At 71.0% G+C, this 24,587-nt stretch carries 28 protein-coding genes; 12 read left to right on the top strand and 16 right to left on the bottom strand.

The annotated features are described in order from the left end of the window. Positions 1–14: 14 nt before the first annotated feature. From AAHG03_RS10035 to secB, 3 genes are all read right to left on the bottom strand, one after another. Complete coding sequence (locus AAHG03_RS10035; protein WP_342150485.1) at positions 15–1,265, bottom strand: MFS transporter; 1,251 nt, start codon at positions 1,263–1,265, stop codon at positions 15–17. Positions 1,266–1,438: 173 nt separating this feature from the next. Then, complete coding sequence (locus AAHG03_RS10030) at positions 1,439–2,041, bottom strand: hypothetical protein (protein ID WP_342150484.1); 603 nt, start codon at positions 2,039–2,041, stop codon at positions 1,439–1,441. Between the two features lie 169 nt (positions 2,042–2,210). After that, positions 2,211–2,714, bottom strand: coding sequence for a protein-export chaperone SecB (secB, locus tag AAHG03_RS10025; RefSeq protein ID WP_342150483.1), 504 nt, complete (start codon positions 2,712–2,714; stop codon positions 2,211–2,213). Positions 2,715–3,138: 424 nt separating this feature from the next. Here secB and AAHG03_RS10020 point away from each other — a divergent pair, with 424 nt between their 5' ends. The 6 genes from AAHG03_RS10020 (at position 3,139) to poxB (ending at position 9,561) form a co-directional block, all read left to right on the top strand. Continuing rightward, complete coding sequence (locus AAHG03_RS10020) at positions 3,139–3,855, top strand: Tim44/TimA family putative adaptor protein (protein WP_342150482.1); 717 nt, start codon at positions 3,139–3,141, stop codon at positions 3,853–3,855. 14 nt (positions 3,856–3,869) lie between these two features. Beyond that, positions 3,870–5,063, top strand: a complete 1,194-nt coding sequence (gene mltA / locus AAHG03_RS10015; RefSeq protein ID WP_342150481.1) for a murein transglycosylase A — start codon at positions 3,870–3,872, stop codon at positions 5,061–5,063. Next, complete coding sequence (locus AAHG03_RS10010) at positions 5,060–5,752, top strand: Smr/MutS family protein (RefSeq protein ID WP_342150480.1); 693 nt, start codon at positions 5,060–5,062, stop codon at positions 5,750–5,752. Before mltA ends, AAHG03_RS10010 begins: the two co-directional genes overlap by 4 nt. Before the next feature lie 394 nt (positions 5,753–6,146). Further along, entirely contained in the window at positions 6,147–7,490 is a 1,344-nt protein-coding gene (rho, locus tag AAHG03_RS10005) for a transcription termination factor Rho (protein ID WP_342150479.1), read from the top strand. A 17-nt stretch (positions 7,491–7,507) separates the two neighbouring features. After that, positions 7,508–7,717 (top strand): hypothetical protein, encoded by a 210-nt coding sequence (locus AAHG03_RS10000; protein WP_342150478.1) that lies wholly within the window; start codon positions 7,508–7,510, stop codon positions 7,715–7,717. Between the two features lie 110 nt (positions 7,718–7,827). Continuing rightward, positions 7,828–9,561: a ubiquinone-dependent pyruvate dehydrogenase gene (gene poxB / locus AAHG03_RS09995; protein WP_342150477.1), complete on the top strand. Its 1,734-nt coding sequence runs from the start codon at positions 7,828–7,830 to the stop codon at positions 9,559–9,561. Between the two features lie 7 nt (positions 9,562–9,568). Here poxB and AAHG03_RS09990 read toward each other — a convergent pair whose 3' ends face one another. The 6 genes from AAHG03_RS09990 to AAHG03_RS09965 form a co-directional block, all read right to left on the bottom strand. Next, positions 9,569–9,868, bottom strand: a complete 300-nt coding sequence (locus AAHG03_RS09990) for a helix-turn-helix domain-containing protein (protein WP_342150476.1) — start codon at positions 9,866–9,868, stop codon at positions 9,569–9,571. Beyond that, positions 9,865–10,221 carry a type II toxin-antitoxin system RelE/ParE family toxin gene (locus tag AAHG03_RS09985; RefSeq protein WP_342150475.1) on the bottom strand — a complete coding sequence of 119 codons (357 nt, stop codon included), beginning with the start codon at positions 10,219–10,221 and terminating at the stop codon, positions 9,865–9,867. Before AAHG03_RS09985 ends, AAHG03_RS09990 begins: the two co-directional genes overlap by 4 nt. A 68-nt stretch (positions 10,222–10,289) precedes the next feature. Beyond that, positions 10,290–10,748, bottom strand: a complete 459-nt coding sequence (locus tag AAHG03_RS09980; RefSeq protein WP_342150474.1) for an NfeD family protein — start codon at positions 10,746–10,748, stop codon at positions 10,290–10,292. Between the two features lie 5 nt (positions 10,749–10,753). Beyond that, the gene (locus tag AAHG03_RS09975; protein WP_342150534.1) at positions 10,754–11,743 is read right to left on the bottom strand and encodes an SPFH domain-containing protein; all 990 of its coding nucleotides are present in this window, start codon (positions 11,741–11,743) and stop codon (positions 10,754–10,756) included. 77 nt (positions 11,744–11,820) lie between these two features. Further along, positions 11,821–13,098 (bottom strand): thermonuclease family protein, encoded by a 1,278-nt coding sequence (locus AAHG03_RS09970; RefSeq protein WP_342150473.1) that lies wholly within the window; start codon positions 13,096–13,098, stop codon positions 11,821–11,823. Positions 13,099–13,184: 86 nt separating this feature from the next. Then, entirely contained in the window at positions 13,185–14,006 is an 822-nt protein-coding gene (locus tag AAHG03_RS09965) for a hypothetical protein (protein ID WP_342150472.1), read from the bottom strand. A 190-nt stretch (positions 14,007–14,196) separates the two neighbouring features. Between AAHG03_RS09965 and AAHG03_RS09960 the strand changes: the two genes are divergently transcribed. The 4 genes from AAHG03_RS09960 (at position 14,197) to AAHG03_RS09945 (ending at position 16,689) form a co-directional block, all read left to right on the top strand. Further along, positions 14,197–14,421, top strand: coding sequence for an antitoxin MazE family protein (locus AAHG03_RS09960; RefSeq protein WP_342150471.1), 225 nt, complete (start codon positions 14,197–14,199; stop codon positions 14,419–14,421). Continuing rightward, positions 14,418–14,741 (top strand): type II toxin-antitoxin system PemK/MazF family toxin, encoded by a 324-nt coding sequence (locus AAHG03_RS09955; RefSeq protein WP_342150470.1) that lies wholly within the window; start codon positions 14,418–14,420, stop codon positions 14,739–14,741. Before AAHG03_RS09960 ends, AAHG03_RS09955 begins: the two co-directional genes overlap by 4 nt. Positions 14,742–15,003: 262 nt before the next feature. Next, the gene (locus AAHG03_RS09950) at positions 15,004–15,930 is read left to right on the top strand and encodes a lipid kinase (RefSeq protein WP_342150469.1); all 927 of its coding nucleotides are present in this window, start codon (positions 15,004–15,006) and stop codon (positions 15,928–15,930) included. A gap of 18 nt (positions 15,931–15,948) precedes the next feature. Next, complete coding sequence (locus AAHG03_RS09945; protein ID WP_342150468.1) at positions 15,949–16,689, top strand: TerC family protein; 741 nt, start codon at positions 15,949–15,951, stop codon at positions 16,687–16,689. A gap of 11 nt (positions 16,690–16,700) precedes the next feature. Here the strand turns inward: AAHG03_RS09945 and fhuF are convergent, their stop codons facing one another. The 6 genes from fhuF to AAHG03_RS09915 all read right to left on the bottom strand — a co-directional run bounded on the left by fhuF (position 16,701) and on the right by AAHG03_RS09915 (position 21,944). Further along, a complete protein-coding gene (gene fhuF, locus AAHG03_RS09940; RefSeq protein ID WP_342150467.1) occupies positions 16,701–17,225 on the bottom strand; it encodes a siderophore-iron reductase FhuF in 525 nt (174 codons plus the stop codon). 342 nt (positions 17,226–17,567) lie between these two features. Continuing rightward, a complete protein-coding gene (locus AAHG03_RS09935; protein WP_412759735.1) occupies positions 17,568–18,437 on the bottom strand; it encodes an acid phosphatase in 870 nt (289 codons plus the stop codon). 137 nt (positions 18,438–18,574) lie between these two features. Beyond that, positions 18,575–19,441 carry an alpha/beta fold hydrolase gene (locus AAHG03_RS09930; RefSeq protein WP_342150465.1) on the bottom strand — a complete coding sequence of 289 codons (867 nt, stop codon included), beginning with the start codon at positions 19,439–19,441 and terminating at the stop codon, positions 18,575–18,577. A 198-nt stretch (positions 19,442–19,639) separates the two neighbouring features. Further along, positions 19,640–20,494, bottom strand: a complete 855-nt coding sequence (dapD, locus tag AAHG03_RS09925) for a 2,3,4,5-tetrahydropyridine-2,6-dicarboxylate N-succinyltransferase (RefSeq protein ID WP_342150464.1) — start codon at positions 20,492–20,494, stop codon at positions 19,640–19,642. A gap of 64 nt (positions 20,495–20,558) precedes the next feature. Further along, positions 20,559–21,026 (bottom strand): Crp/Fnr family transcriptional regulator, encoded by a 468-nt coding sequence (locus tag AAHG03_RS09920; protein WP_342150462.1) that lies wholly within the window; start codon positions 21,024–21,026, stop codon positions 20,559–20,561. 231 nt (positions 21,027–21,257) lie between these two features. Next, positions 21,258–21,944 (bottom strand): response regulator transcription factor, encoded by a 687-nt coding sequence (locus AAHG03_RS09915; RefSeq protein WP_342150461.1) that lies wholly within the window; start codon positions 21,942–21,944, stop codon positions 21,258–21,260. Positions 21,945–22,302: 358 nt separating this feature from the next. Between AAHG03_RS09915 and AAHG03_RS09910 the strand changes: the two genes are divergently transcribed. Then, on the top strand, positions 22,303–22,875 hold the full coding sequence (locus AAHG03_RS09910; RefSeq protein ID WP_412759734.1) for a L,D-transpeptidase family protein: 573 nt from the start codon (positions 22,303–22,305) through the stop codon (positions 22,873–22,875). A gap of 73 nt (positions 22,876–22,948) precedes the next feature. After that, the gene (rlmN, locus tag AAHG03_RS09905; protein ID WP_342150459.1) at positions 22,949–24,229 is read left to right on the top strand and encodes a dual-specificity RNA methyltransferase RlmN; all 1,281 of its coding nucleotides are present in this window, start codon (positions 22,949–22,951) and stop codon (positions 24,227–24,229) included. Positions 24,230–24,362: 133 nt separating this feature from the next. On the opposite strand, the gene AAHG03_RS09900 is transcribed toward rlmN, so the two are convergent. Continuing rightward, positions 24,363–24,575, bottom strand: coding sequence for a hypothetical protein (locus AAHG03_RS09900; protein WP_342150458.1), 213 nt, complete (start codon positions 24,573–24,575; stop codon positions 24,363–24,365). Positions 24,576–24,587: the final 12 nt, after the last annotated feature.

The following is a 24,587-nucleotide window of genomic DNA, read 5'->3' as shown; positions in this document are numbered from 1 at the left end:
CGGGCCAAAAAGCCTCAGGCCGGTCGCTCGGCGGTGCGGGCTTTCCGGCGCTCCAGCTTCCGGGCGTGGCGGCGCTGCGACCGGCTCTCCTCGGTGGTGGCGGCGAGCCACCAGACCAGGGCGAGCGCGGCCACGCCCGCGGCCCCGAGCGCGAGAAAACTGCCGGTCCAGCCGAGCCAGCCCTGCATCAGCCCGCCGTACCACGCCGACAGCGCCCCGCCCGCGCCCTGCACCGCGTTGACGCAGCCGAGCACGGTCTGGGTCCGGCCCGTGCCCCAGGTGAGGTCGGCCACCACCACCGGCACCGCGACGCCGATGATCCCCGAGGCCACGCCGTCGAGCACCTCGGCCAGGATCAGCCAGTACGGGTCGTCGACGAAGGCCGAGATCGCCGCGCGCACCGGCAGGGCGAGGCAGGCGGCCAGCAGGAGCTGGCGGCGTCCGCGCCGGTCGGCGAGCGAGCCGGCGACCAGCGCCACCGGCACCATCACGAGCTGGGCGACCATGACGTAGCGGGCGGTCCAGGCGACCGGGTCGGCGGTGGTGTGGACGAGCTTCTGCCCGAGCAGGCTCAGCATGCCGCCGTTGCCGAGCTGGAACAGGGCGAGCGCCACCGCGAGCACGAGGACCCGCGTGTCGGAGAAGATCTGGCGGTAGGGCGAGCGGTCGGGCGCCGTCTCGTCCTCCTCCTTCCAGCCGAAGGAGCGGCGGCAGTTCCAGGCGTTAGCCGGCATGGCGAGCGTCGCGGCGATCGCCGCCGCCGCCATGGCGCCGAGCACCCAGAACGCGATCTCCGGCCCGAACCGGGCGGTGCCGAGCGTGATGATGCCGGCGGCGAGCAGGATGCCGAGATGGTTGAAGGCCTGGTTGCGGCCCTGCTGGCGCGGAAACGCCTCCTTGCCGACGACGCCGAGCGTCAGCGCGGTGACCGCCAGGAGCAGCAGGGTGCCGCCCGCCGCCGCCAGGAACTGCGCCGCCAGCACCGGCACGAAGCTGTGGGCCGGCATCAGGAGCAGCGTGCCGGCCAGGATCGCCGCGCAGGACAGCACGACGAGGAGCCGTGGCCGCTCGACCCGATCGACGAGCGCCCCGAACGGCCCGCTCAGCAGAAGCGCACCGCCGCCGACGAGGGTGGTGACGAGGCCGATCTCGGACGGGCTCCACTGGCGCTGCTGCGCCAGCCACGTGCCGAGGAACGGCCCCAGCCCTCCCTGGATGTCGCCGATGAAGACGTTGATCAGGGCGAGGTGGGTCGTGGGCGCCATCGGGTCCTTCGGTCGAGCCTCGAGGACGCTCCTTTCGGACGCGTCCGCGCTCGGCCATAACCCCGCAGAGCCGCGGTTTTCTCATTTGTCAGTGCCGCCGGCCGGCCTTCCCGGACAAGCGCGGCCGTAAGCTCCTGCCGCCGAAGCCGTTTCAGTGGCTGCGGCGTGACGCCTCAGCGCGGCTTGAGCCAGCCGCCGAAGCCGTCGGCATAGTCGGCGGCGGCGCGGTCGTAGAGGTCGTCGGCGCCCATGGCCTGGGCGAGGCCGTCGCCGATGACGCCGTAGACGCCGTTGCCGGCATATTTGGTGCCCGTGGCGCCGCGATAGGTCGTCAGCAGGGCGCCCGAGCGGGCGTCGATCACGTCGATGTCGGCGCGGACCGAGGGGGTGCCGCCGACGATGACGCGTTTGACGGCCGACGGGATCGAGACCTCCTTGATCGTCGCGACGAGGCGCACCGGGCGGGTGCCGGCGGGGCGCTCGGCGATCACGCGCTCGAGCTTCGCCTTGAGGCGGGCGGCGGCGAGGTTGCGCAGATGGGCGCGCGCCTCCGGGGTGGCGACCAGGGCCGGATCGGTGCGGGAGAGCTTGCGCTCGCTCAGGTACTCGTCTTCCGCCGAGGTCCAGTCGATCCGCGTCTCGGGCGGGACCACGACCTCCAGGCTGGTGAATTTCAGGTCGGCCGTGTCCTGCGGCGACAGGATGTTGGGCGCGATGGTGGCGCAGGCGGAGAGGCCCACAGTGAGGAGCAGCGCGGCGAGCGAGAGGCGGAACATGGTCGGACGGCTCGAAACCCCTGCCGGAGCGGCAGCGAATTTTCGCCTATCACAACCCCTCCGGGCGAAGTGCGGCCCGCCGGCCACAGGTCCGGCCCGTCGTTAACATAGGAAAGGGCCCCGGTGCTTATGCGTCGAGGCCCTTCTCAACCTGAGGTTTATCCGTCGCTTACGAGGCGAGCGGGGCGCCCTGGCCCTGCGCGGCCTGGGCCTCTTCCATCTTCTGGCGGTAGAGGCCGACGAAGTCGATCGGGTCGATGTAGAGCGGCGGGAAGCCGCCGTTGCGCACGGCCTCGGCGACGATCTGGCGCGCGAACGGGAACAGCAGGCGCGGGCACTCGATCATCACCGCCGGGTGCAGCTGCTCCTGCGGGATGTTGCGCATCCGGAAGACGCCGCCGTACTTCAGCTCGAACTTGAACAGCACCTCGTTCTTGATCTTGGCGTCGCCTTCCAGCGACAGCTCGACCTCGAAGTCGGCCTCGGCGAGCTGCGAGGCGTTGACGTTGACCTGGATGTTGATCTGCGGCCCGCCGTCCTGCGGCTGCAGCGAGCGCGGCGCGTTCGGGTTCTCGAACGAGAGATCCTTGGTGTACTGCGCCAGCGCGTTGATCGCGGGGGTGAGGTCGCCGTCCTGGGCGCCGTTGCCGTTGGGTGCCGCGGTGTCGGCCATGACGAATTTCCTCCTCGCGTCGTTGCTGCGCGGCTTTGTGGGCCGGCGCGCCCGTAGTCCGGCGCGGGCAGCGCGCTAACATGCCACCCCGCCGCGAACAAGCCGGGGGTAACCATGACGTCGGCCATGCCCTGCGGGCGATTGCCCCGCCGACGCGCCTGGAATCGCGCGCGGCCTCACCCATATCACGTAGGACTCACGGAGTTCTCGACGCCGGAGACATTCGCCTTCAAGATGCCAAGCTTCCGGCTCGCTCCTTGCTCCGGGCTCGGCTAAGAGCTTCGAAAGCCTTTTCGCGAGACGTGCCCCTGACCGCAGGAACGGCGCCGGCCGGCCCCGCCGGAGCACGGATCGCGCGGGGTCCCCCTCCGGCAGCCCTCGGGTGTCAGCCTCACGCGTGCGACGGGCACGATTCGGATCGGTGATGCAGGATTCCTTCGACGCAACCACCCTGATTTTCCTGGCGCTCGCCGTCTTCGTCATCTGGCGGCTGCGCTCGGTCCTGGGCCAGAAGACCGGGACGGAGCGCTCGCCCTTCCGCCCGGTGGAGCGCAACCGCACCGACGCGCCCGGCGCGCGCCAGGACGGCGACAACGTGGTGCGCCTGCCCGGGGCCGACCGCGCCCAGCCCGCCCCGACGCAGGCGGCCGCCCCGCGCGACTGGCGCGGCATCGCCGAGCCGGGCTCGGCGGTCGCCCGCGGCCTGGAGCAGATCGTGCAGGTCGAGCCGGCCTTCGAGCCGCGCGCCTTCCTGGAGGGCGCCAAGAGCGCCTACGAGGCGATCGTCACCGCCTTCGCCACGGGCGACCGCAAGACCCTGCGGATGCTGCTGTCGAAGGAGGTCTGCGAGGGCTTCGAGCGGGCGATCTCCGAGCGCGAGAAGCGCCGCGAGACCGCCGAGACCACCTTCATCTCGATCGACAAGGCCGAGATCGTCGCCGTCGATGTCCGCAACCGCGTCGCGCAGGTCACCGTGCGCTTCCTGTCGAACCTCATCACCGCCACCCGCGATGCCGAGGGCAAGGTGATCGACGGCAATGCCGAGACCGGCGTCGAGGTGCCCGACGTGTGGACCTTCGCCCGCACGCTCGGCTCGCGCGATCCGAACTGGCAGCTCGTCGCCACCGACGCGGGCGGCTGACTTTTTTGTAGGTCATGCCGTTCCGACGCGTTCTCCTTCCGGCCGCAGCGGTCCTCGCCGCTGCGGCCGTTTCCGTCTGCTCCGCCTCCGCGGAGGCGCCCTCGCGCGTCGGCGACGGCGTGCTGGAGCCGGTGGCGCTCGGCAATCTGACCGGCTGGGGCGCGGACGACGCGGCCGCCGCCCTCGACGCCTTCCGCCGCACCTGCGCCGCGCCGGGGCCGAACCCGCCCCAGGCTGCGGGCGTCACCGGCAACCCCGCCGACCTCGCCGCCGCCTGCGCCGCGGCAGCCGAGGTGAAGCCGGGTGAGGCAAAAAAATTCTTCGAGGGGCGGTTCTCGGCCTATCGGATCGTGCGCCCGGCGAACGGGCCTGAGCCCGAGCGGCGGCTCGGCTTCCTCACCGGCTATTTCGAGCCCGAACTCGTCGGCGCACCCGAGCCCGGCCCCGGCTACACCGCCCCCGTGCTGGCCCGGCCCGACGACCTCGTGACACTGGCGCCGGGCGAGACCGCGCTGGGGTTGGACCCGATCTACAAGGCGGGCCGCCGCAATGCGACGGGGCTGGAGCCCTATCCCGACCGCGCCGCGATTGAGGACGGCGCCGTCGCGGCCCATACGCGGCCGGTTCTGTGGCTGCGCGACGCGGTCGATCTGTTCGTGCTTCAGGTGCAGGGGTCGGGCCGCGCGCGGCTGCCGGACGGGCGCTCGGTGCGGGTGCTCTACGACGGCAAGAACGGCCAGCCCTACACCTCGATCGGCAAGCTCCTGGTGGCGGAAGGCCACCTGCCGCTCAACGGGCTGAGCCTGGAGCGCTGGACCACGTGGCTGCGGGCCAACCCCGACCACGCCCGCCGGCTGATGCGGATGAACCAATCCTACGTCTTCTTCCGGGTCGAGCCGGTGGAGGATGCCCGCCTCGGGCCCCCCGGCGCCGCGGGCGCCCCCTTGAGCCCCGGCCGCAGCATGGCGGTGGACGGCAACCTGTGGCGCTACGGCCTGCCGTTCTTCCTCGAAGGCAAGCTGCCGGGCCAGCCCGGACGCGGGCACCTCGTCATCGCCGCCGACACCGGCTCGGCCATCCTCGGCCCGGCGCGGGGCGACCTCTATGTCGGCACCGGCGCCAAGGCGGGCGTCGCCGCGGGCGATCTGCACGACCGGATGGGTTTTGTTGTTTTGCTGCCCAAACCGGCCGGGGAGTCCCGGCCGTGAGGCCGCCGCGGCGGCGCGCGCTCTCCCGCGAGGAGGCGTATCTGTGGGGCGAGATCGCCAAGCTGATCACGCCCCTGCGCGGCCGGGCACGGCCGAAGAAGCCCGCGCCCGAGGCCGAGCCGGCGGTGCCCGTTTCGGCCAAGCCGAGTCCTGCGAAGCCGAACCTTCCCAAGCCGGCGTCGCCGAAGCCGGCCAAACCCAATCCCGCCGTCACGGCGCCGCCGACCCTGCGGCCCTCCGCCAAGACGGCCCTGCCGACGCACAAGCGGCCGGTGAAGCTCGGCGACCTCGCGGGCGCCACCGCCGCCCTCTCCCCGCCCGCCCGTCCCCCCGCCGCCCCGGCCCCGCCGGGGCTGGAGCGCAAGGAGCGGCGCGGCCTGGAGCGCGGGACGCTCGCGATCGAGGCGCGGATCGACCTGCACGGGCTCTATCAGGCGGAGGCGCACGCGGCGCTCGTCGGCTTCCTGATGCGGGCGCGCGCGGCCGGCCACGCCCGCGTCCTCGTCGTCACCGGCAAGGGCGGCGAGGGTTTTTCCGATTCCGGCTTCTCCGAACGCGGCGTCCTGCGCCGGAGCGTGCCCCACTGGCTGCGCGGCCCCGAACTGCGCAGTCTCGTCCTCGGCTTCGAGGAGGCGGCGCGCCACCACGGCGGCGCGGGCGCGCTCTACGTCCGCCTGCGGCGGCGGTAAGGTGATGGATGCCTCAACCGTCATTCCGGGGCTCGCCGAAGGCGAGAACCCGGAATCCACGACTGGCCTCGTTGCTTTGTGTCGTGTCGCATCACGGGTGGATTCCGGGTTCCGCTGCGCGGCCCCGGAATGACGGGGGAGGGTTTTCCGTCTCACGGCATCTCGTGTTCGACCGACTCTCCACTTGAGCCCATCCCCGAAACGCGATAAGCACGATCGCTTTCCGATTGCAGCCGTGTCGCATCCCTGGGGCTTTTCCAAGCCGAGAGGAACCGATGCGTGGGCCGGACCGCTGCGCTCGCAGCCTTGCCGGACCTGGGGCGTCTCCCCGGCGCCCGGCCCTTTCGTCCCGACCGGCCAATCCTTCCCGCCTTCGTTGGTTGCATCCCCCCACATGACGTCACAGAACGACGCCCTCGCCCCCGTCGATACGCCGTCCGAGGACGGCCCCGTGGCCACGGAGGCCGCGATCCGGCGCGAGGTGCGGCTCCAGGATCTCAAATCCAAGTCGCCGACCGAACTCATCGCCTTTGCCGAGGAGGTCGAGGTCGAGAACGCCTCGACCATGCGCAAGCAGGAGCTGATGTTCGCGATCCTCAAGCAACTCGCGGCCAACGAGACCGAGATCATCGGCGCCGGCACCGTCGAGGTGCTGCAGGACGGGTTCGGCTTCCTGCGCTCGAACGACTCGAACTACCTGCCGGGCCCGGACGACATCTACATCTCGCCGACTCAAATCCGCCGCTTCGGCCTGCGCACCGGCGACACGGTGGAAGGCCCGATCCGCGGCCCCAAGGACGGCGAGCGCTATTTCGCCCTGATCAAGGTCAACACGATCAACTTCGAGAACCCGGAGAAGATCAAGCACAAGGTCCACTTCGACAACCTGACGCCGCTGTTCCCCACCAAGCGGTTCAAGCTCGAGCTGGACAACCCGACCAAGAAGGACTTCTCGCCCCGGATCATCGACATCGTCTCGCCGATCGGCAAGGGCCAGCGCGCGCTGATCGTCGCGCCGCCGCGCACCGGCAAGACCGTGCTGATGCAGAACATCGCGCAGTCGATCACCCTCAACCACCCGGAATGCTACCTCATCGTGCTGCTCATCGACGAGCGCCCGGAGGAGGTGACCGACATGATCCGTTCGGTGAAGGGCGAGGTCATCGCCTCGACCTTCGACGAGCCGGCCACCCGCCACGTGCAGGTCGCCGAGATGGTGATCGAGAAGGCCAAGCGCCTCGTCGAGCACGGCCGCGACGTGGTGATCCTGCTGGATTCCATCACGCGCCTGGGCCGGGCCTACAACACCGTCGTGCCGTCCTCGGGCAAGGTGCTGACCGGCGGCGTCGATGCCAACGCGCTGCAGCGGCCCAAGCGCTTCTTCGGCGCGGCCCGCAACATCGAGGAGGGCGGCTCGCTCTCGATCATCGCCACCGCGCTCATCGACACCGGCTCGCGCATGGACGAGGTGATCTTCGAGGAGTTCAAGGGCACCGGCAACTCCGAGATCATCCTCGACCGCAAGGTCTCGGACAAGCGCATCTTCCCGGCCATCGACATCACCCGCTCCGGCACCCGCAAGGAGGAGCTGCTGGTGCCGCCGGACTCGCTCAAGAAGACCTATGTGCTCCGCCGCATCCTCAACCCGATGGGCGTCACAGACGCGATCGAGTTCCTCATGGACAAGCTGCGCCAGACCAAGAGCAACAGCGACTTCTTCGACTCGATGAACACCTGAGGCGCTCGCTGCTCCGCATGAGCAAGGATCGCAAGCGAAGAGGGCCGAGAGCGGCGGCGAATGCCGCTCTCGGCCTCGACGCGTTCGAACGGATCAGTGCTGTCGAGGGTGTTCGGCTGACGGACGAAATGCGGCGCGACCTCCTCGCCTTCGAGCGGGAACAGATCGGTGCGCAGGAACGGACGCGGTTCATCGCCGAGAAATATGGCTGCGAGCCGTCCTGCTGAGACTGGCAACATCCTGCATCAATTGTGAAATTCGCCTCGACCCTCGAACAAACGCCCCACCCCGACGTTGGCCCGCATCGACCCACCCGCGGTCACCGGGGAGACGGCGCATGGCCTCCGACAACGTATCCGATCTCATCGTCGAGACGCTCCAGCTCGCGGGCGTGCGGCGGATCTACGGGCTCGTCGGCGACAGCCTGAACGGGATCACCGAGGCGATCCGGGCCCGCGACGTGATCGAGTGGGTCCATGTCCGCCACGAGGAGGTCGCGGCCTTCGCCGCCGCGGGCGAGGCGCAGGTGACCGGTGAACTCGCGGTCTGCGCCGGCTCCTGCGGGCCGGGCAACCTCCATCTCATCAACGGCCTCTACGACGCCCATCGCACCCGCACCCCGGTGCTGGCGATCGCCGCGCACATCCCCTCCTCCGAGATCGGCCTGAACTACTTCCAGGCGACGCGCCCCGAGGAGCTGTTCCGCGATTGCAGCCATTTCTGCGAGCTGGTCTCCGATCCGGCGCAGCTGCCCAACGTCCTGGAGACCGCGATCCGCGCGGCGGTGGGCCAGCGCGGCGTCGCCGTCGTCGTCATCCCGGGCACCGTGGCGCTGAAGCCCGCGCCCGAGCGGACGCTGGCGGCGGCCTCGACGCTGCGGCCGCGCGCGCCCATCGTGGTCCCGCAGCCTGACGACCTCGACCGCCTCGCCGAGCTTCTCAACGGGTCCAAGAAGATCACGCTGCTGTGCGGGCGCGGCTGCGCCGGGGCGCATGCCCCGCTGATGCAGCTGGCCGAGCGGCTGAAGAGCCCCATCGTCCACGCGCTCGGCGGCAAGGAGCATGTCGAGCACGACAACCCCTACGATGTCGGCATGACCGGGCTGATCGGCTTCTCCTCGGGCTACGCCGCGATGGAGGCCTGCGAGACCCTGCTGATGCTCGGCACCGACTTCCCCTACCGCCAGTTCTACCCCGAGCACGCCCGCATCGCCCAGGTCGATATCCGCCCGGAGAATCTCGGGCGGCGCTGCCGGCTCGAACTCGGCCTCGTCGGTGACGTAACGGCGACCATTGAAGCGCTGCTGCCGCGGCTCACCGGCAACGAGAGCCGCCGCCATCTCGACGCCAGCCTCAAGCACTACGCCAAGGCCCGCGAGGGGCTGGACGATCTCGCCACCGGCAAGCCCGGCCGCCGGCCGATCCACCCGCAATACCTCACGAAACTCCTCAGCGAGGCGGCCACCGACGACGCCGTGTTCACGGCCGATGTCGGCACGCCCACGGTCTGGGCGGCGCGCTACCTGCACATGACCGCGGGGCGGCGCCTGATCGGCTCCTGGGCACACGGCTCGATGGCCAACGCCCTGCCGCACGCCATCGGCATCCAGGCGGCGAGCCCCGGCCGGCAGGTGATCTCGCTCTCGGGCGACGGCGGCTTCGCCATGCTGATGGGCGACATCCTCACCCTCACCCAGGAAAAGCTGCCGGTGAAGGTGGTGATCTTCAACAACGGCACGCTGGGCTTCGTCGAGCTGGAGATGAAGGCCGCAGGCTATCTCGAGACCGGCGTGGAGCTGCAGAACCCCGACTTCTCCGCCATGGCCCGCGCCGTCGGCATCCATGCCCGCCGCGTCGAGGACCCCGGCGATCTGGAGGGCGCGATCCGCGACGTGCTCTCGCATCCCGGCCCCGCGCTGCTCGACGTGGTGACGAACCGCCAGGAACTCGCCATGCCGCCGAAACTCCAGGCCGAGCAGGTGAAGGGCTTCAGCCTCTACGCCCTCCAGGCGGTGATGAGCGGGCGGGGGGATTCGATCCTCGATCTGGCGAAGACCAACCTCATCCGCTGAGGGGCGGTCAAACGGCGTCGATCATTTCGATTCGCAACCGCTTGCCGACCGCGCGGGCGGCCCGCGCGATGGTCGTCAGGTGGACGTTGGGGTTGTCGGGATCGAGCAGGCGGTCGAGCTGCGAGCGGCTGGTGCCCAGCCGCTCCGCCAGGGCCTTCTTGCTGACCCCCTCCGCCTTCATCGCCTCCGCCAAGTGCCACGCGATCACCCGCTTGAGGGCCGCGGCCTCTGTCTCTTCGAGCAGTCCTTCCTCCTCCAAGAAGTCGTCGAAGGACGATCCGCTGTGGTCGAACGGCGTCTGCGTCATGACAGGCCTTGCTCGTGCTTGCGCTTGTTGGTTCTGGCGAGCCGCAGATCCTCGGCCGGCGTGGCCTGGGATTTCTTGATGAAGGCGTGCAGCAGAACCATCCGCTGCCGCGCATCGATGTAGAACAGCACCCGGGCGATCCGACCGTTCGAAATCCGGGATCGGACTTCGTGCAAGCCCTCGCCCATCGGGCGACAGGTCGGCATTCCGATCGGCCAGCCGTACTCGGTCAGCTTGATGTCCTCCCCGATCCGGCGGCGATCCGCTTGGTCGAGTGCCTTGAGCCAATCCCGCACCGGTTCGTTGCCGGCCTCGGTCCGAAAGAAGATGGCCGGGACGCGCTTCAGGGACATTCAAGCCTCCCGACCCATAGCACGCGTACCGCACAAGGTACAGTTCTGCCGTTCCGGTGCATCCTGTTTCAGACGCGCGAAGACCCCAAAACCTCATCCTCCTGCGGGACGGGAGCCACCCGAAGCACCGTCCCCTCCACGCCCGTCACCCGCACCGGCGTACCCGCGGGCAGGTCGGGCCCGGCGACGCGCCAGAGCGTGTCGTCGAGGCGGGCGCGGCCCTCGCCCGCGGCGATGTCCTGCTCCAGCCGGAACGTGCGGCCGATCAGGCGGTGGGCGCCGAGGTTCAGGGTCGGCGCCCGCTGCCGGTTGAGGCGGTTGGCCAGTACCACGGCGGCGACGGAGAGCGCGGAGAACAGCACGAGCTGCCCCTGCCAGGGCAGGCCGAGGGCGGACTCGATCAGCCCCGTGAGTCCGGCGGCGAGGCCGAGCCAGACGAGGAAGACGCCCGGCAGCACGAGTTCGCCGCCCACGAGCACGAGCCCGGCGATGATCCAGGCCCAGGCGGGCGAGAGCGCGTCGAACACGGGGATCAGGCCTGCGGCGGCGTGGCGGGCACGCGCGGCGGCAGGCCGCCGCGGCCCGTCGCGGCGCTGCCCGGATCGCCGAAGACCGAGCGGGTGATCTCGGCGATGCCGCCGAGCGTGCCGGCGAGCGCCGACGCCTCGATCGGCACGACGACGACACGCTGGTTCGGCGCGGTGGCGATGGCGCGGATCGCCTCGACGTATTTTTCCGCCACCAGAAAGTTCGCCGCCGCGAGGTCGCCTTGAGCGATGGCCTCGCTCACCATGGCGGTGGCCTTCGCTTCGGCCTCGGCGCCGCGCTCGCGTGCCTCGGCATCGCGGAAGGCGGCCTCGCGGCGGCCTTCCGCTTCGAGAATCGCCGATTGCTTGCGCCCTTCCGCGCGTAAAATCTCGGCCTGGCGCTGGCCCTCGGCCTCCAGTACCGAGGCGCGCTTCTCGCGCTCGGCCTTCATCTGCCGGGCCATGGCGCCCGCGAGGTCGGCGGGCGGCAGGATGTCCTTGATCTCGACGCGGTTCATCTTGACGCCCCAGGGGGCGGCGGCCGCATCGAGCACCCGCAGCAGCCGCTCGTTGATCTCGTCGCGGTGGGACAGGAGCTGGTCGAGGTCCATCGAGCCGACCACGGTGCGGATGTTGGTCATGGTCAGGGTCAGCAGCGCCATCTGCAGGTTCGAGACCTCGTAGGAGGCGCGCGCAGCGTCGAGCACCTGATAGAACACCACCGCGTCGATCCGCACGCCCGCGTTGTCGCGGGTGAAGGCCTCCTGGCTCGGCACCTCGACGACCTGCTCCATGATGTTCACCCGCCGGCCGATCCGCTCGACGTAGGGGATGATCAGGCCGAGGCCGGATTCGAGCGAACGGTCGTAGCGCCCGAACCGCTCGACGGTGTGGACGTGCCCCTGCGGGATCGTGCGGATGCCGATGGCGAGCGTCACCACCACGAGCAGCGCGAGGACGACGGCGAAGGCGCTCAGGCCGAGCGAGATGGTCATGGGAGCCATGCTGTTTCGCTGCGCGAATCGTGCGCCGCTGACAGTTTAGCCGATCGCCCGGCCTCGCGGGCGGCGCCTCACTTCTTCCACACCCCCAGCCGTTCGGTGCGGGCGTGGTCCTCGGCGGCGACGAGTTCGGGCGTGGCCTCCGACGAGGCGCGGCCGCCGCCGTTGAACAGCACGACTTCCGACAGGTCGCGCCCCTCGACGGTGCAGACATGCGCGCTGCTGCCGGCCGCGGGCAGGCAGGTGACGGAGCGGCCGCGCAGGTACTTCGACAGCTCGTCGGCCTGCCCGCCGCGCACCCACTCGACCCCGAACAGGCGCACGAGCTTGCCGCCGACCCGCAGGGTCGCGGTGTCGATCACCTCCGCCGGGCCCTCGACGGCGTTGGGGTTGCGCCGCGGCTCAGGGGGACGCTGGTCGGTCTCGGGCGGGGGCGTGTCGGCGTTGCCCTGCGCGGCCGGAGGCGTGGCCTCGGGCGCGGCCGGCTCGGCTTGGGGCGCGGTGTTGCGCGCCTCCTGCCGCTCGGTCCGGGTTTCGCCCTCGTCCCGTCCGGTGAGCGCGAGGCCGGCCACCAGCGCCGCGCCGGCCAGCGCGCCGAGGCCCATGAGCACCACCGGGCGGCGGCTGCCCGCTGCGAGCCCGTCCTCGACCACGTCGCGCAGCCGCGAGGCCGCCGCGCCGGAGCGGGCCGAGACGGTCCGCAGGCCGCCGCCCAGGCTGGTGCCGGCGCTCGCGAACCGCGCGCCGAGGGCCGGTTGCGGCGCGGTCGGCCCGTCGAGGGTGCCCGGCGTCGCCGCCGCGGCGGGCGCCGGGCGCGGCTTGGCGCGCAGACGCTCGGCGAGGCGGTGGCGCCAGCCCTCCACGGTCTCGCTCGCGGCGCTGGCGAGCGCCCGGCTGCGCTCGGCCGAGGTGGTGGCGAGCGAGCGCGCCAGGGCGGATTGCGTCTCGACGAAGCGGGCGCCCGCCGCCCGCACGTCGGCGATGGGGTCGCGGGCGGGCTCCGGCGGCGCCTGCGGCGGGAGCGCGGGCAGCATCAGGGCCGCGTGCCGCTCGGCCAACTCGTCGATGAGGTCGTGGATCGTGAGCGGTGTGCCGGTCCCGTCCTCGCCGTGCCGCCGCACGGCGCCGGTGCGGTCGATGACGCGGTAGCCGGGCAGGCCCTCGGCGGCCTCGACGAAGCCCTCGGCGATCAGCGCCAGCGTGCGCCGCGCCACCGGCCGCACCCGGCGGCGGTCGAGTTCGGCCAGGATGAGCCCGCGGATGCGCAGATCGTCCTCGGAGACCGGCACTTCGGGGGCGGACGGCGCCTCCGCTCCGCCCTTCACCGCGGCCTTTGCCGATCCTTTCACGCGTGGGTCACTCCGTCTCGCGGGCCGTGGCCCCGGCCTCGCGCCTCCTCCTAGCACAACAGGGCGGGGTAAGCGGAATGGCCGGTTCAGGCCCCGCCCCGCCCGCCGATGGAGGCGCTGAGGGCGCCGCGGCGCAGCACGCGGCTCGATTCCTCGACGATGATCGGGCGGCCACTCGCGAAACTCACGGTCAGCATCAGCTCGGCCACGCCCTGCGAGCGGGCGCCGCGGCCGGGGCTTCCGGCGCTGAACGCGTGGACGGTGCGCACCAGGCAGCTCTGGGTCGCCGCGTTGCAGGAGACCTTCGGCTCGCCCTGCGGCTCGTAGCGCCGCTCGGGCCAGCGCCGGGAAAAGCGCCGCTTCTCCGCCATCAACGCAGCGAGCGACATGGTACGACCGTGGAAGCGAACGGTCGAGCCGTAGAAGCGCGGGGCCGCCGCCGCCATGCCGTCGCCGGGGCTCGACACGCTGTCGAGATAGGCCTCGCTCAGGCGCTGCGCCGTGCCGGCCCATTCGGAGAAGCGCGGATCGGGCTCGGACCGTGCCATGGAGGGCGCCTCCCGCGGCGGCACCGAGAAGACCGGCGGCGCCACGCGGGCCGAGCGCTGCGACCGCATCTCGGCCTCGCGCGCCGCTTGGCGCCGGGCCTGCCGCTCCTCGCCCGCGCGGCGGGTGCCGCGGGCCGCGCGCGACGCGTCCACCGTGGCCGAGCGCGTCTCGCGCCGCGCCGGAGCCGCGGCCTCGGGCTGCGCCGCGGGGGCCGGCTCGGCGGGTTTCACGGCGGGCTTGGCCGCGGGCGCGTCGGCCGCCTTGGCCGGCGGATCGACCCATCCGGCCCCCTGCTGGGCGACCGCCGGCAGCGACAGGGCGAGGAGCGCGAGGGCGGTCGTGGCGAGGAGAGGGCGCATGGCATCACCGATCGGTCGGGCGCGACCGGGGAGAACGCGCAGGCTCGGGCGGACGGTTCCCTCCGATCCGGCCTCGGGACGCGATGGCGGGAGGGCGTGTCCGAAAGGTGACAGCGGGTTGGACGGCCGATCATGTTGACGAGCCGCCCCGCTCCCTATCTGTTACATGTAACGAGCTACGGAACCGACCATGACCACACCGACCCGCGAGCGCGTCCGACAGCATCGTGCCGCCCTGCGAGCCGCCGGGTTGAGGCCTGTCCAAATCTGGGTGCCCGATACGCGCCGTCCCGGCTTTGCCGAAGAGTGTCGTCGCCAATCGCAGGTGGTCGCAGCCGCGGACGCCGCCGATCCCGATCTGCACGCCTTCATGGATGCCGCGCTCGCCGACCTCGATGACGAGAGCGAGGTGTGAAGCGCGGCGATCTCGTTCCGGTCTCCGTGTCCGGCGATTACGGGAAGCCCCGCCCAGCCCTCGTGATACAGGCAGACCAGTTCGGAGAAACCGATTCCGTCACCATCCTGCTCCTGTCGGGCACGCTGGTGGACGCGCCGCTGGTCCGCATTACCGTGCGGCCGACGCCGGGCAACGGCCTGCGCAAGCCCTCCCAGGTCATGATCGACAAGGCCATGACGCTGCGACGCGACAAGGTCGGTGCGCCGTTCGGCCGGCTTGATGCGGACACCATGCTCGCCGTGTCGCGCTCGCTGTCCGTCTTCCTCGGGATCGTCTGAGACCAGGAAATAGCCCCGCCTCTTGCCCTCGCCCCCAAAGCCCCCACCTTCAGCGCGAGCTTAACCCCGCGACCATGCCCTCCGGCATCGCGGGTGTTCCAGAGACGGGTCCGGGCCCCTCTGGCGGCCGAGGCGTCGGCCGCGATGTCGGACCCGACCCGCGACCCGAGCGCTGACGCGGCGCCCCTGCGTGCGAGGATTCCTTGCCGGCCGCGCCCTTCCTGTGCCCCCCTCCCCTCCCCCGCGTGCCGGGAGGTCCGCTTTGAGCCGGGCGGACGGAAGTCCCCGCCGCGCCCTCCTCCTCGTCAACGGCAAGGCCCGCAGCGGCGGGACGGACCTCGACGCGATCCGCACCATCCTGCGCGAGGGCGGGCTCGACCTCATCGAGCCGGAATCCAACCGCGACTGCCACGAGACCATCACGCGCCACGCGTCCTCGGTCGATCTGGTGGTGCTCGGCGGCGGCGACGGCACCATGAACGCGGCAGCGCCCGCCCTGGTCGAGACCGGCCTGCCCTTCGGCATCCTGCCGCTCGGCACCGCCAACGACCTCGCCCGCTCGCTCGGCCTGCCGCTTGAGGCGGAGGCGGCCGCGCAGATCATCCCGACGGCACCCGAGAAGGCGATCGATCTCGGCTGGGTCAACGGGCACTACTACTTCAACGTGGCGAGCATCGGCTTCTCGGCCGATCTGGCGGGCGAATTGACCGCGGAGGCCAAGAAGAAGTGGGGTACGGTGGGCTACGCCATCGCGGCGTTCCGGCTCCTGCGGCGCGCCCGCCCCTTCACCGTGACGATCGAGCACGACGGCACGACGGAGAAGGTCACGACGATCCAGGCCTCGGTCGGCAACGGGCGCCATTACGGCGGCGGCATGACCGTGCAGGAGGACGCCACCGTCGATGACGGCAAGCTCGATTTCTACAGCCTGGAGGTCGATCACTGGTGGCGGCTGGTCGCCCTGCTGCCCGCGCTCCGCCGCGGCACCCACGGGCAGGCCGAGGACGTGCGCGCCTTCGAGACGACCGAACTCAAGCTCACCACCCGCAAGCCGCGCGCCGTGAACACCGACGGCGAGCTGACCACGTGGACCCCGGCCCACTTCAAGGTGATGCCGAAGGCGGTACGCGTGCTCGCCCCGCCGATCGACACCGGCGCCAACCGCTTCCCCCTGCCCTTCAAGCTCTGACTTCGGACTTCTTCGCTCGTGGACAGCCTGCTCCAACTCGCCAGCGACCCGACCGCCTGGGCCGCGCTCGCCACCCTCGTGGTGATGGAGGTGGTGCTCGGCATCGACAACCTGATCTTCATCTCGATCATCACCAACAAGCTGCCGGCCGCCCAGCAGGCCAAGGCGCGGCGCATCGGCATCGGGCTGGCGCTCATCCTGCGGCTGGCGCTGCTCGGCACGGTCGCGTGGATCGTCCACCTGACCGAGCCGGTCTTCACATTGTTCGGCAAGGCGTTTTCCTGGCGCGACCTCATCCTGATCGCGGGCGGCCTGTTCCTCTTGTGGAAGGCCACCAAGGAGATTCACCACGTCGTCGATCCGAACCCGGAGGAAAAGGTCGGGGGCGGGGCCGGGCTCGGCTTCTCCGCGGCGATCGGCCAGATCCTCGTGCTCGACCTCGTGTTCTCGATCGATTCGATCATCACCGCGGTGGGCATGACCGAGCACGTGCCGATCATGGTCATCGCCGTCGTCACCGCGGTCACCGTGATGCTGATCGCCGCCGACCCGCTCTCGCGCTTCATCGCGGCCAACCCCACGGTGGTGATGCTGGCGCTCGGCTTCCTCATCATGATCGGCATGACGCTGATCGCGGAAGGGTTCGGGGCGCACGTGCCGAAAGGCTACATCTACACCGCCATGGCGTTCTCGGCGGGCGTGGAGGGCCTCAACATGCTGGCCCGGCGGCGGCGGAAGAAGCGCACCGGGGCGGCCTGACGGGGCGGCGCTCAGCTACCCTTCTCGCCCCGCAGCAGCGGGCAGATGCCGGCGCATTTCGGAAAACCGGGGAGCGCGTGGCGCAGGCAGCAGACCCGGCGGCGGGGCGCGTCGAGGCCGGCGAGCGCGTCGGCGCGCATCAGGGTGAGCGCCGCGCAGGCCTCCTGCGGCCAGCGCAGCGCCAGCAGCGCTTCCCGCACCGCGCCGGCCCGCTCCGGGGTCTCGCGGGCGAGCGTCGACAGCGTCCAGAACAGGTGCCCGCCCGCATTCTCCCACAGGAGCCGCACCGACAGCCCAGTCTCGGCCCGCAGGCAGCGCACCGCCGGGGCGACGCATTCGGTGAGCAGGCGATCGACCTGGGCCGGCAGTGCGGCCGGGAACGGCAGTTCGGGCGCGAGATGGAAGGCGTCGGGCAGGCCGGTTCCGGTGGCGAGGCTGAACCGCTCCGGCGGCAGCGCCAGCCCGAGCCGGGCGCCCGCGGCCAGCCCCGGCGCGATCAGCCCGGCGAACAGGTAGGCGCTCCACAGCGAGGCCACCGCCCGCCGCTCGCCGCCGGGATGCGCGTCGGCGAAGGTGGCGAGCGCATCCGACAGCCCACCGCAGGCGGCCTGCTCGGCGAGCGTCAGCGCGGCCGGATCGGAATCGAGCCGCAGCCGGCCGGCGAAGGGGGCGAAGGCTCCCTTCAGGGCGGTGTCGATATTGTTCTGGGTCGGAAGGGTCGAGGGGGTCAGAGGGAGGCGGGTCCACGCCGGCTGCCGTAGCGCCCGTGCTTCGGGCGGGCGCGCCTTAGCAGAATCCTGCGTCTGCGTCCCGTTTCAGAGCATCGGCCCGAGAACGGTGGCCGCCGGCTTTCGGACAAGCCGATGCGGCACAAGAATTTATAGCAGCGGCTGGCGGGCGGCGGCGTCCTCGCGGGCGCAGATCGCCGGATCGGGCTTGGGGCCGCCCGCGCTGAGTGCCCGCTTCAGGTCGGCCCTGGCCCGTTCGAGATCGGCGCGGAAGCCCGCATCGGCCAGCAGCACCGCGACGAGCGCCGAGGCGCCGGTGCGGGCCGCCACCACGTCGCTCAGCCAGTGGACGCCGCAGACCACCCGGCTCTCGCCGTAGAGCCGGCTGCGCACGAGGAGCGGCGTCGCCTTCTCAGGGATGAGGTTGGCCATGATCAGCCCGTAGGCCCAGCCCTGGCTCGCGTGGCCCGAAGGGTAGCTGTAGCTGTCGGCGAGTTCGGGCGAGCGCACCACGCAGATCGGCGCCTCGTTGCCGACGAAGGGGCGCAGGCGGCGGTAGCGGCGCTTGGCCTCGCGGGTGGCGCGCGCGATGTCGAGGCGGGCCCGGTCGAGCAGGCGCATCAGGTCGGGCACGCGGGTCTGGTCGAGCCGCTGGCCCAGCACGCAGGCGTAGTCTTCGAGAAGCGCCGCGCCGCCCTCGGCGACGTCGTCGGTGGCGAGCGCCCAGCGCGGCGTGCCCTGGTAGGCCCGCGTCGCGTTGAAGGCCGCCCGGTCGGCGGCCTCGGCCACCGAATGGCCGCCCGGCGGCGGCGGCAGGATCGCGACAAGGCTCGGCGCCGTCTCCTCGGTGAGATAGGCCTTCGGGCCGGGCGCGGACGGGTTCAGCTTGTCCTTGTCGAGCGAGGGCGCGGACTTTTCCGGCGGGGGGGCCGGTTGCGGCAGGGTTTGGGTCTGCGCGGCCAGGGGGGGGGCCAGCAGGACGGTCAGCAGGGCGGCGAGACGGACCGGCGGGCGGAGCATCGGACGAGGCACTCTCGGGAGTCGGATACTGGAGAAATCCGAAGCTCTCTATGATGGACGTGCGACAGCCATGTCACAGTCCTGCCATATGCCATCGGATGACAGCCTTTCTCGGGTGTCTCCATTGAACCGAGGGTTCAGGCGCGGATCGCGGCGGCCACCTCTTGCGAAAACTCCTCGTGCGGGCTGAGCGCGCCCGGCACCGTGCGGGCCTCGACGCCGCCGGCCACGATCAGCGCGTCCATCTCGGCCCCCGAGCGGCGCGGCGCCCGCTCCGGCCGCAGCACCCGCACCGGCGGCAGGTCGGGGCCGAACAGGCCCAAAAAATCCTCGCGCGTGGCGACCGGATCGAGCCCGCCGGTGACGAAGGCGGCGGTGCCGAAGCGCCCGTTGGTCTGGCGGGTGATGCGGTGCTTGGCCCGGATCACCTCCGGCGTCACGTGGGCGGCATCCGCGTAGACGTGGGCGCGCATCATCCGGCCGATGATCGGCGGGCTGATGTTGATGCGGTAGAGCGCTTCACCCACCAACGGCATCTCGACCGCGCGGCGGATGCGCCCGAACCAGCGGGCGCGCGCCGGCCCCATCGCGGTCGGCAGCGGCCCGCGCCAGGTCGGCGCCACCAGCACCAGCCGCCCGAACGCCTTTGGATGGCGCCGCGCGGCGGCCGCCAGATAGGGCGCGGCATGCCCCGCCGCGACCGCCACGGCGTAGGGGCCGGGGGCGGCGGCGAGCAGCGCGTCGAGGAAGGCGTGACAGGTCGCGGGCTCCAGCGGCACGCGGGCCCGCGCATGGGCGCCGAAGCCCGGCCAGTCGGGCACGAGGCAGCGATGGTCCGCGGCGAGTTCGCGGGCGAGCGGCCGCATCTCCTCCCGCGCCGAGATCGAGGACAGCGCCGGCAGCAGCAGCACGGCCGGCCCCTTGCCGATCTCCAGGCAGGGCGTCGGGACGGGATGGCCCGCGACGGTGAGGTCGAGGATGCGGGTGGTCAGAGCTTTTTCCATTCGACCGCTTCGCGTTGCCCTCTCACGCCGTCATTGCGAGCGATACGAAGCTGTGCCGCATCGGCTTTTTCCGAAAACCGGTGACCACTTTTCGGGCCGATGCTCGGGCGAAGCAATCCAGCGGCGCGACATCTCCGGAAAGTGCGGAGCGCTGGATTGCTTCGGCTCCGCCTCGCAATGACGGCGTAGCCGGCCCTCTCAGGTCCGCAGCAGCTCGTTGATGCCGGTCTTGGCGCGGGTGCCGGCGTCGACGCGCTTGACGATGACGGCGCAGTAGAGGCCGGGGCCCGGGGTACCGTCGGGGAGCGGCTTGCCCGGTGTCGTGCCGGACACCACCACGGAATACGGGGGGACGCGGCCGTAAAAGGTTTCGCCGGTGGTGCGGTCGATGATGCGGGTCGAGGCGCCGATATAGACGCCCATCGACAGCACCGAGCCCTCGCCGACGATAACGCCCTCGGCCACCTCGGCGCGGGCGCCGACGAAGCAGTTGTCCTCGATGATGACCGGGTTGGCCTGGAGCGGCTCCAGCACGCCCGCGATGCCGGCCCCGCCCGAGATGTGGCAGTTCTTGCCCACCTGGGCGCAGGAGCCGATGGTCACCCAGGTGTCGACCATGGTGCCCTCGCCGACATGGGCGCCGAGGTTGATGAAGCTCGGCATCAAGACCGCGCCGGGCGCAATGTAGGAGCCGCGGCGCACGAAGCAGCCCGGCACGGCGCGGAAGCCCGCGGCGCGGAACTCGGCCTCACCCCAGCCGGAGAATTTCGAGGGCACCTTGTCCCACCACGGCGACGAGCCGGGGCCGCCCTCGATCGGCACCATGTCGTTGAGGCGGAAGGACAAGAGCACCGCCTTCTTGAGCCACTGGTTCACCTGCCAGGACTCGCCGGCCTTCTCGGCGACGCGGGCCTTGCCGGAATCGAGCAGGTTCAGCGCCTCCTCCACCGCCTCGCGCACCGCGCCGCCGGTGGCGGTCGAGACGTTGGCGCGATCCTCCCAGGCGGCTTCGATGGTTTTTTCGAGATCCGAATGAGAGGCAGCTTGGGACATCGTCGGGTTCCGGTGGTTCGCGGCGCGAAGGATCGGGCGTGCTTACAAAAGCCGCCTCGTTCTGTCACCGCCCACGCGGCGCAAGCGCCTTCAACCGCTCGCCCACCTGAGAAAATCCCTGGATCAGCTCGCGCAACTCCCCGGCGATGCCATCGTGGACGATGCCGGCGACCTCGGGGAATTCGCGCAGCACGCGGCTCATCACGGAGGGCGTCAGGCGCATCACCTCCGCGGGTTCGACGGCGCGGGCGTCGGCCGGGCGCTCGACTTGTCGGAACAGGGCGTTGCGCCCGATCAGTCCGGAGCGGCCGACCGTGACCGGCGGCTCGCCCGCGCGGCGGGACTCGACCGCGACGAGGCCGGACATCACCACGTAGCCGCCGTCGGAGGGCTCGCCGCGGGAAAACAGCCGCTCGCCCGCCTCCAGCTGGCGCCGGTCTCCGGCGAAGCTCAGCAGGCGCAGGGCGTCGCGCTCGAACAGCTCGAACACCGGGGCGGCGGCCAGGATCGCGATGTCGTCGTCGAGCCCCAACGCCTGTCCCGCCCTTCGGACCGTTTCCTCACGCTCCGGTGAAGCTTAACCGATGCTGGGCGCGCGCGAAATGCCGCTCCCAAGCCCCTTTGCGACCCCGTTTGCAGGAGGCACGGCCGTATCACCGGGCGCGAAGAGCGCCCCGCGGAGCGGGCCTCGGCGACGCCGAGGCGTCTAGCGGAGCGAGCAGCCTAAGCCCGCGGATGCGGGCGCCGGCGCTTGAGGCCAAACTTAAGGCAGCAGCTTATACCCACCACCCTCCGTCACCAGGATCGCCGCGGTGGCCGGGTTCGGCTCGATCTTCTGGCGGAGGCGATAGATGTGGGTCTCGAGGGTGTGGGTGGTGACGTGGGCGTTGTAGCCCCACACCTCGGCCAGCAGCGTGTCGCGGCCCACCACCTCGCGGCCGGCGCGGTAGAGGTAGCGCAGGATCGCGGTCTCCTTCTCGGTGAGCTTCAGCTTCGAGCCGCGCTCGCCGACCAAGAGCTTCGCGCCGGGGCGGAAGGTGTAGGGGCCGATGCGGAACACCGCGTCCTCGCTGGCCTCGTGCTGGCGCAGCTGCACGCGGATGCGGGCGAGGAGCACCGCGAACTTGAACGGCTTGACCACGTAGTCGTTGGCGCCCGCCTCCAGGCCCTCGACCATGTCGTCGTCGGATTCCTGGGCGGTCAGCACGATGATCGGGCCGCGGTAGCCGTTGCGGCGCATGATCCGCACGGCCTCGCGCCCGTCCATGTCGGGCAGGCCGACATCCATCACGACGAGGTCGATGCGCTCGTCGGCGACGCGGGCCATCGCGGCGGTGGCGTTGGCCTCGCCGATGACGGAGAATTCGTCGTAGGCGTCGATCTGTTCCGTCAATGCCTCGCGCAGGGCGTCGTCGTCATCGCAGACGAGGAGGCAGTAAGGGTTGGACATCGACGACGTGACTTTCGGCAAGCTCATCCGGTAACCGAGCCCTCGGCTCAGGCAGGCGACGAAGGGTGATTCATGACGGGAGACCAGCCGGAGCGCATTTGCCCTTTGGTCTACCGTGGGCAACGCGCGTGCAGCCTCGCCCCAAGAGGAATTTAGTTCGTTTCCGTCCCCGGAAAATCCGGCACGCGGGCTTATGCAGCATTTTCGCCATTTTCGACGATCTGTTTTGCGCGGCAGCGCACAATCCGGCACCAACGGACGTAGTTCGTTGGAACCAAAGACGCGGTCCGCTGAGACCAAATCGGTACGATGACGGGATGAACCGGAGATGAAGCGAGCCCGACCGGATACGGGCGGAATGCCGCGCCCGGCGGCTCTGGCGTGGCTGCGGGTGCATCCGCTGCCCGGCGCGCCGACGCTCGGGCGGCTCGTGGCGGGGACGGCGGTGATCCCCTGCGCGCTCGGGCGCTCGGGCATCCGCGCGGTCAAGCGCGAGGGCGACGGCGCCTCGCCCCGCGGGGTGTTTCGCCTGCGCGGCGGCTTCTATCGGCCGGACCGGTTTTCCGTGCGGCCGGCCACGCCCCTGCCGCTTCGGGCGATCCGGCCGGACGACGGCTGGTGCGACGCCAAGGCCGACCGGCGCTACAACCGCCCGATCCGTCTGCCGAGCCCGACCAGCGCCGAGGCGATGTGGCGCGACGACGGCCTCTACGACCTCGTGCTCGATCTCGACCACAACCGCGGCCCGATCCGCCCCGGCGCGGGCTCGGCCATCTTCATGCACATCGCCCGCGAAGGGTTTCGGCCGACGGAGGGCTGCGTCGCGCTGCGGCCCGCGGACCTGCGCCGGCTTCTGCGGCGACTCGGGCCGAACACGCGGATCGTCATCGGGCCGCTGCCGGCGCGCCCGAAGCGGGCGAGGGGCTCGTAAGCAGCGCGCGCATTCGCATTCGCGGGCGAATCCAGTTATACGAGAAAAATTCCAGAGTCTTAAGGTCACTTCCATGGCGACGGCGTCGTTCGACACCGCCGGGCGCGCGGCGCGCCCCGTTTCCCCGATCGAGAAGGCCCCGGAGGTCACGGCGCTCGCGACCCTGCCCGGCCGCAAGCGCTCGCTCGTCGGCCTGACGCGGGCCGACCTGAAACAGGCGCTGCTCGATATCGGCGTCGCGGAGCGCGAGACGCGGATGCGCGTCTCCCAGCTCTGGCACTGGATCTACGTGCGCGGCGCCCGCGAATTTTCGGAAATGACCAATGTCGGCAAGGGGCTGAAGGCGCAGCTCGCCGAGCGCTTCACGCTGGAGCGGCCCGAAATCGTGAGCGAGCAGGTCTCGCGCGACGGCACCCGCAAGTGGCTCCTGCGCATGGCGCCGACCGGCGCGCACGACCACAACCGCGGCGCCGAGATCGAGTGCGTCTACATCCCCGGCGACGACCGCGGCACGCTCTGCGTCTCGTCCCAGGTCGGCTGCACGCTGACCTGCTCGTTCTGCCACACCGGCACGCAGCGCCTTGTGCGCAACCTCTCGACGGCCGAGATCGTGTCGCAGCTCGTGGTCGCCCGCGACGCGCTCGGCGACTTCGCCGGGCAGATGCCGAGCAAGGACGGCGGCGGCGAGGTCGGGCGCCTCGTCACCAACATCGTCTTCATGGGCATGGGCGAGCCGCTCTACAATCTGGATGCGGTGATCGACGCCGTCTCGGTGATGTCGGACCAGGAGGGCTTGGCCCTGTCGCGCCGCCGCATCACGGTCTCGACTTCCGGCATCGTGCCGCAGATCGAGCGGCTGGGGCTGGAAGCCAACGCCATGCTGGCGATCTCGCTGCACGCCGTGCGGGACGACCTGCGCGACGAGCTGGTGCCGCTGAACCGCAAGTACCCGATCGCGCAGCTGTTAGAGGTCTGCCGCAACTATCCGGGCGTCAGCAACGCGCGGCGCATCACCTTCGAGTACGTGATGCTGAAGGGCGTGAACGATTCGGACGCCGATGCGCGGGCCCTGGTGCGGCTGCTCAAGGGGATTCCTGCCAAGATCAACCTGATCCCGTTCAACCCCTGGCCCGGCTCGAAATACGAATGCTCGGACTGGGAGCGGATCGACCGCTTCTCCGAGATCGTCTTCAACGCCGGCTACGCCTCGCCGGTGCGCACCCCCCGCGGCCGCGACATCCTGGCGGCCTGCGGCCAGCTCAAGAGCGAGACCGAGAAGATGCGGGCGCGGGCCCGGATGCTGATGGAAGAGGGGCTGGGGGCGGAGGGGTTTTACGCGGGCGGGGAGGACTAGGCACCTCTCCTCCCCCTTGCGGGGAGGAGATGGAGGTGGGGGTGGTGCCGGATGAAGCTCGGCGGTGCCTTCTGCACCACCCCCACCCCTGACCCCTCCCCGCAAGGGGGAGGGGAAGGCCCCCCTGAAAGAATCAGAAGCCGCGGTTGGCGATCGAGGGGAGCGAGGGCTGCGTGTAGGCGCGGTTCACGTCCTTGCGGTCCATCGTGCCGTTGGTGTCGTTCGAGCGGCGGTAATTGCCGGTGTCGAAGGACTGCGACAGGCCCGAGCCACGGGAATCGGTGCTGTTGCAGCCGGCGAGGCCGCAGGCCAGGGCGGCGGCGAGGACGAGGAGCGTGGGGCGCATCGGGGTGTTTCC

The sequence above is a fragment of the Methylorubrum subtropicum genome (genome assembly GCF_038442325.1).
Lineage (GTDB): Bacteria > Pseudomonadota > Alphaproteobacteria > Rhizobiales > Beijerinckiaceae > Methylobacterium > Methylobacterium subtropicum.
This window is presented reverse-complemented; position numbering and strand designations above follow the sequence as displayed.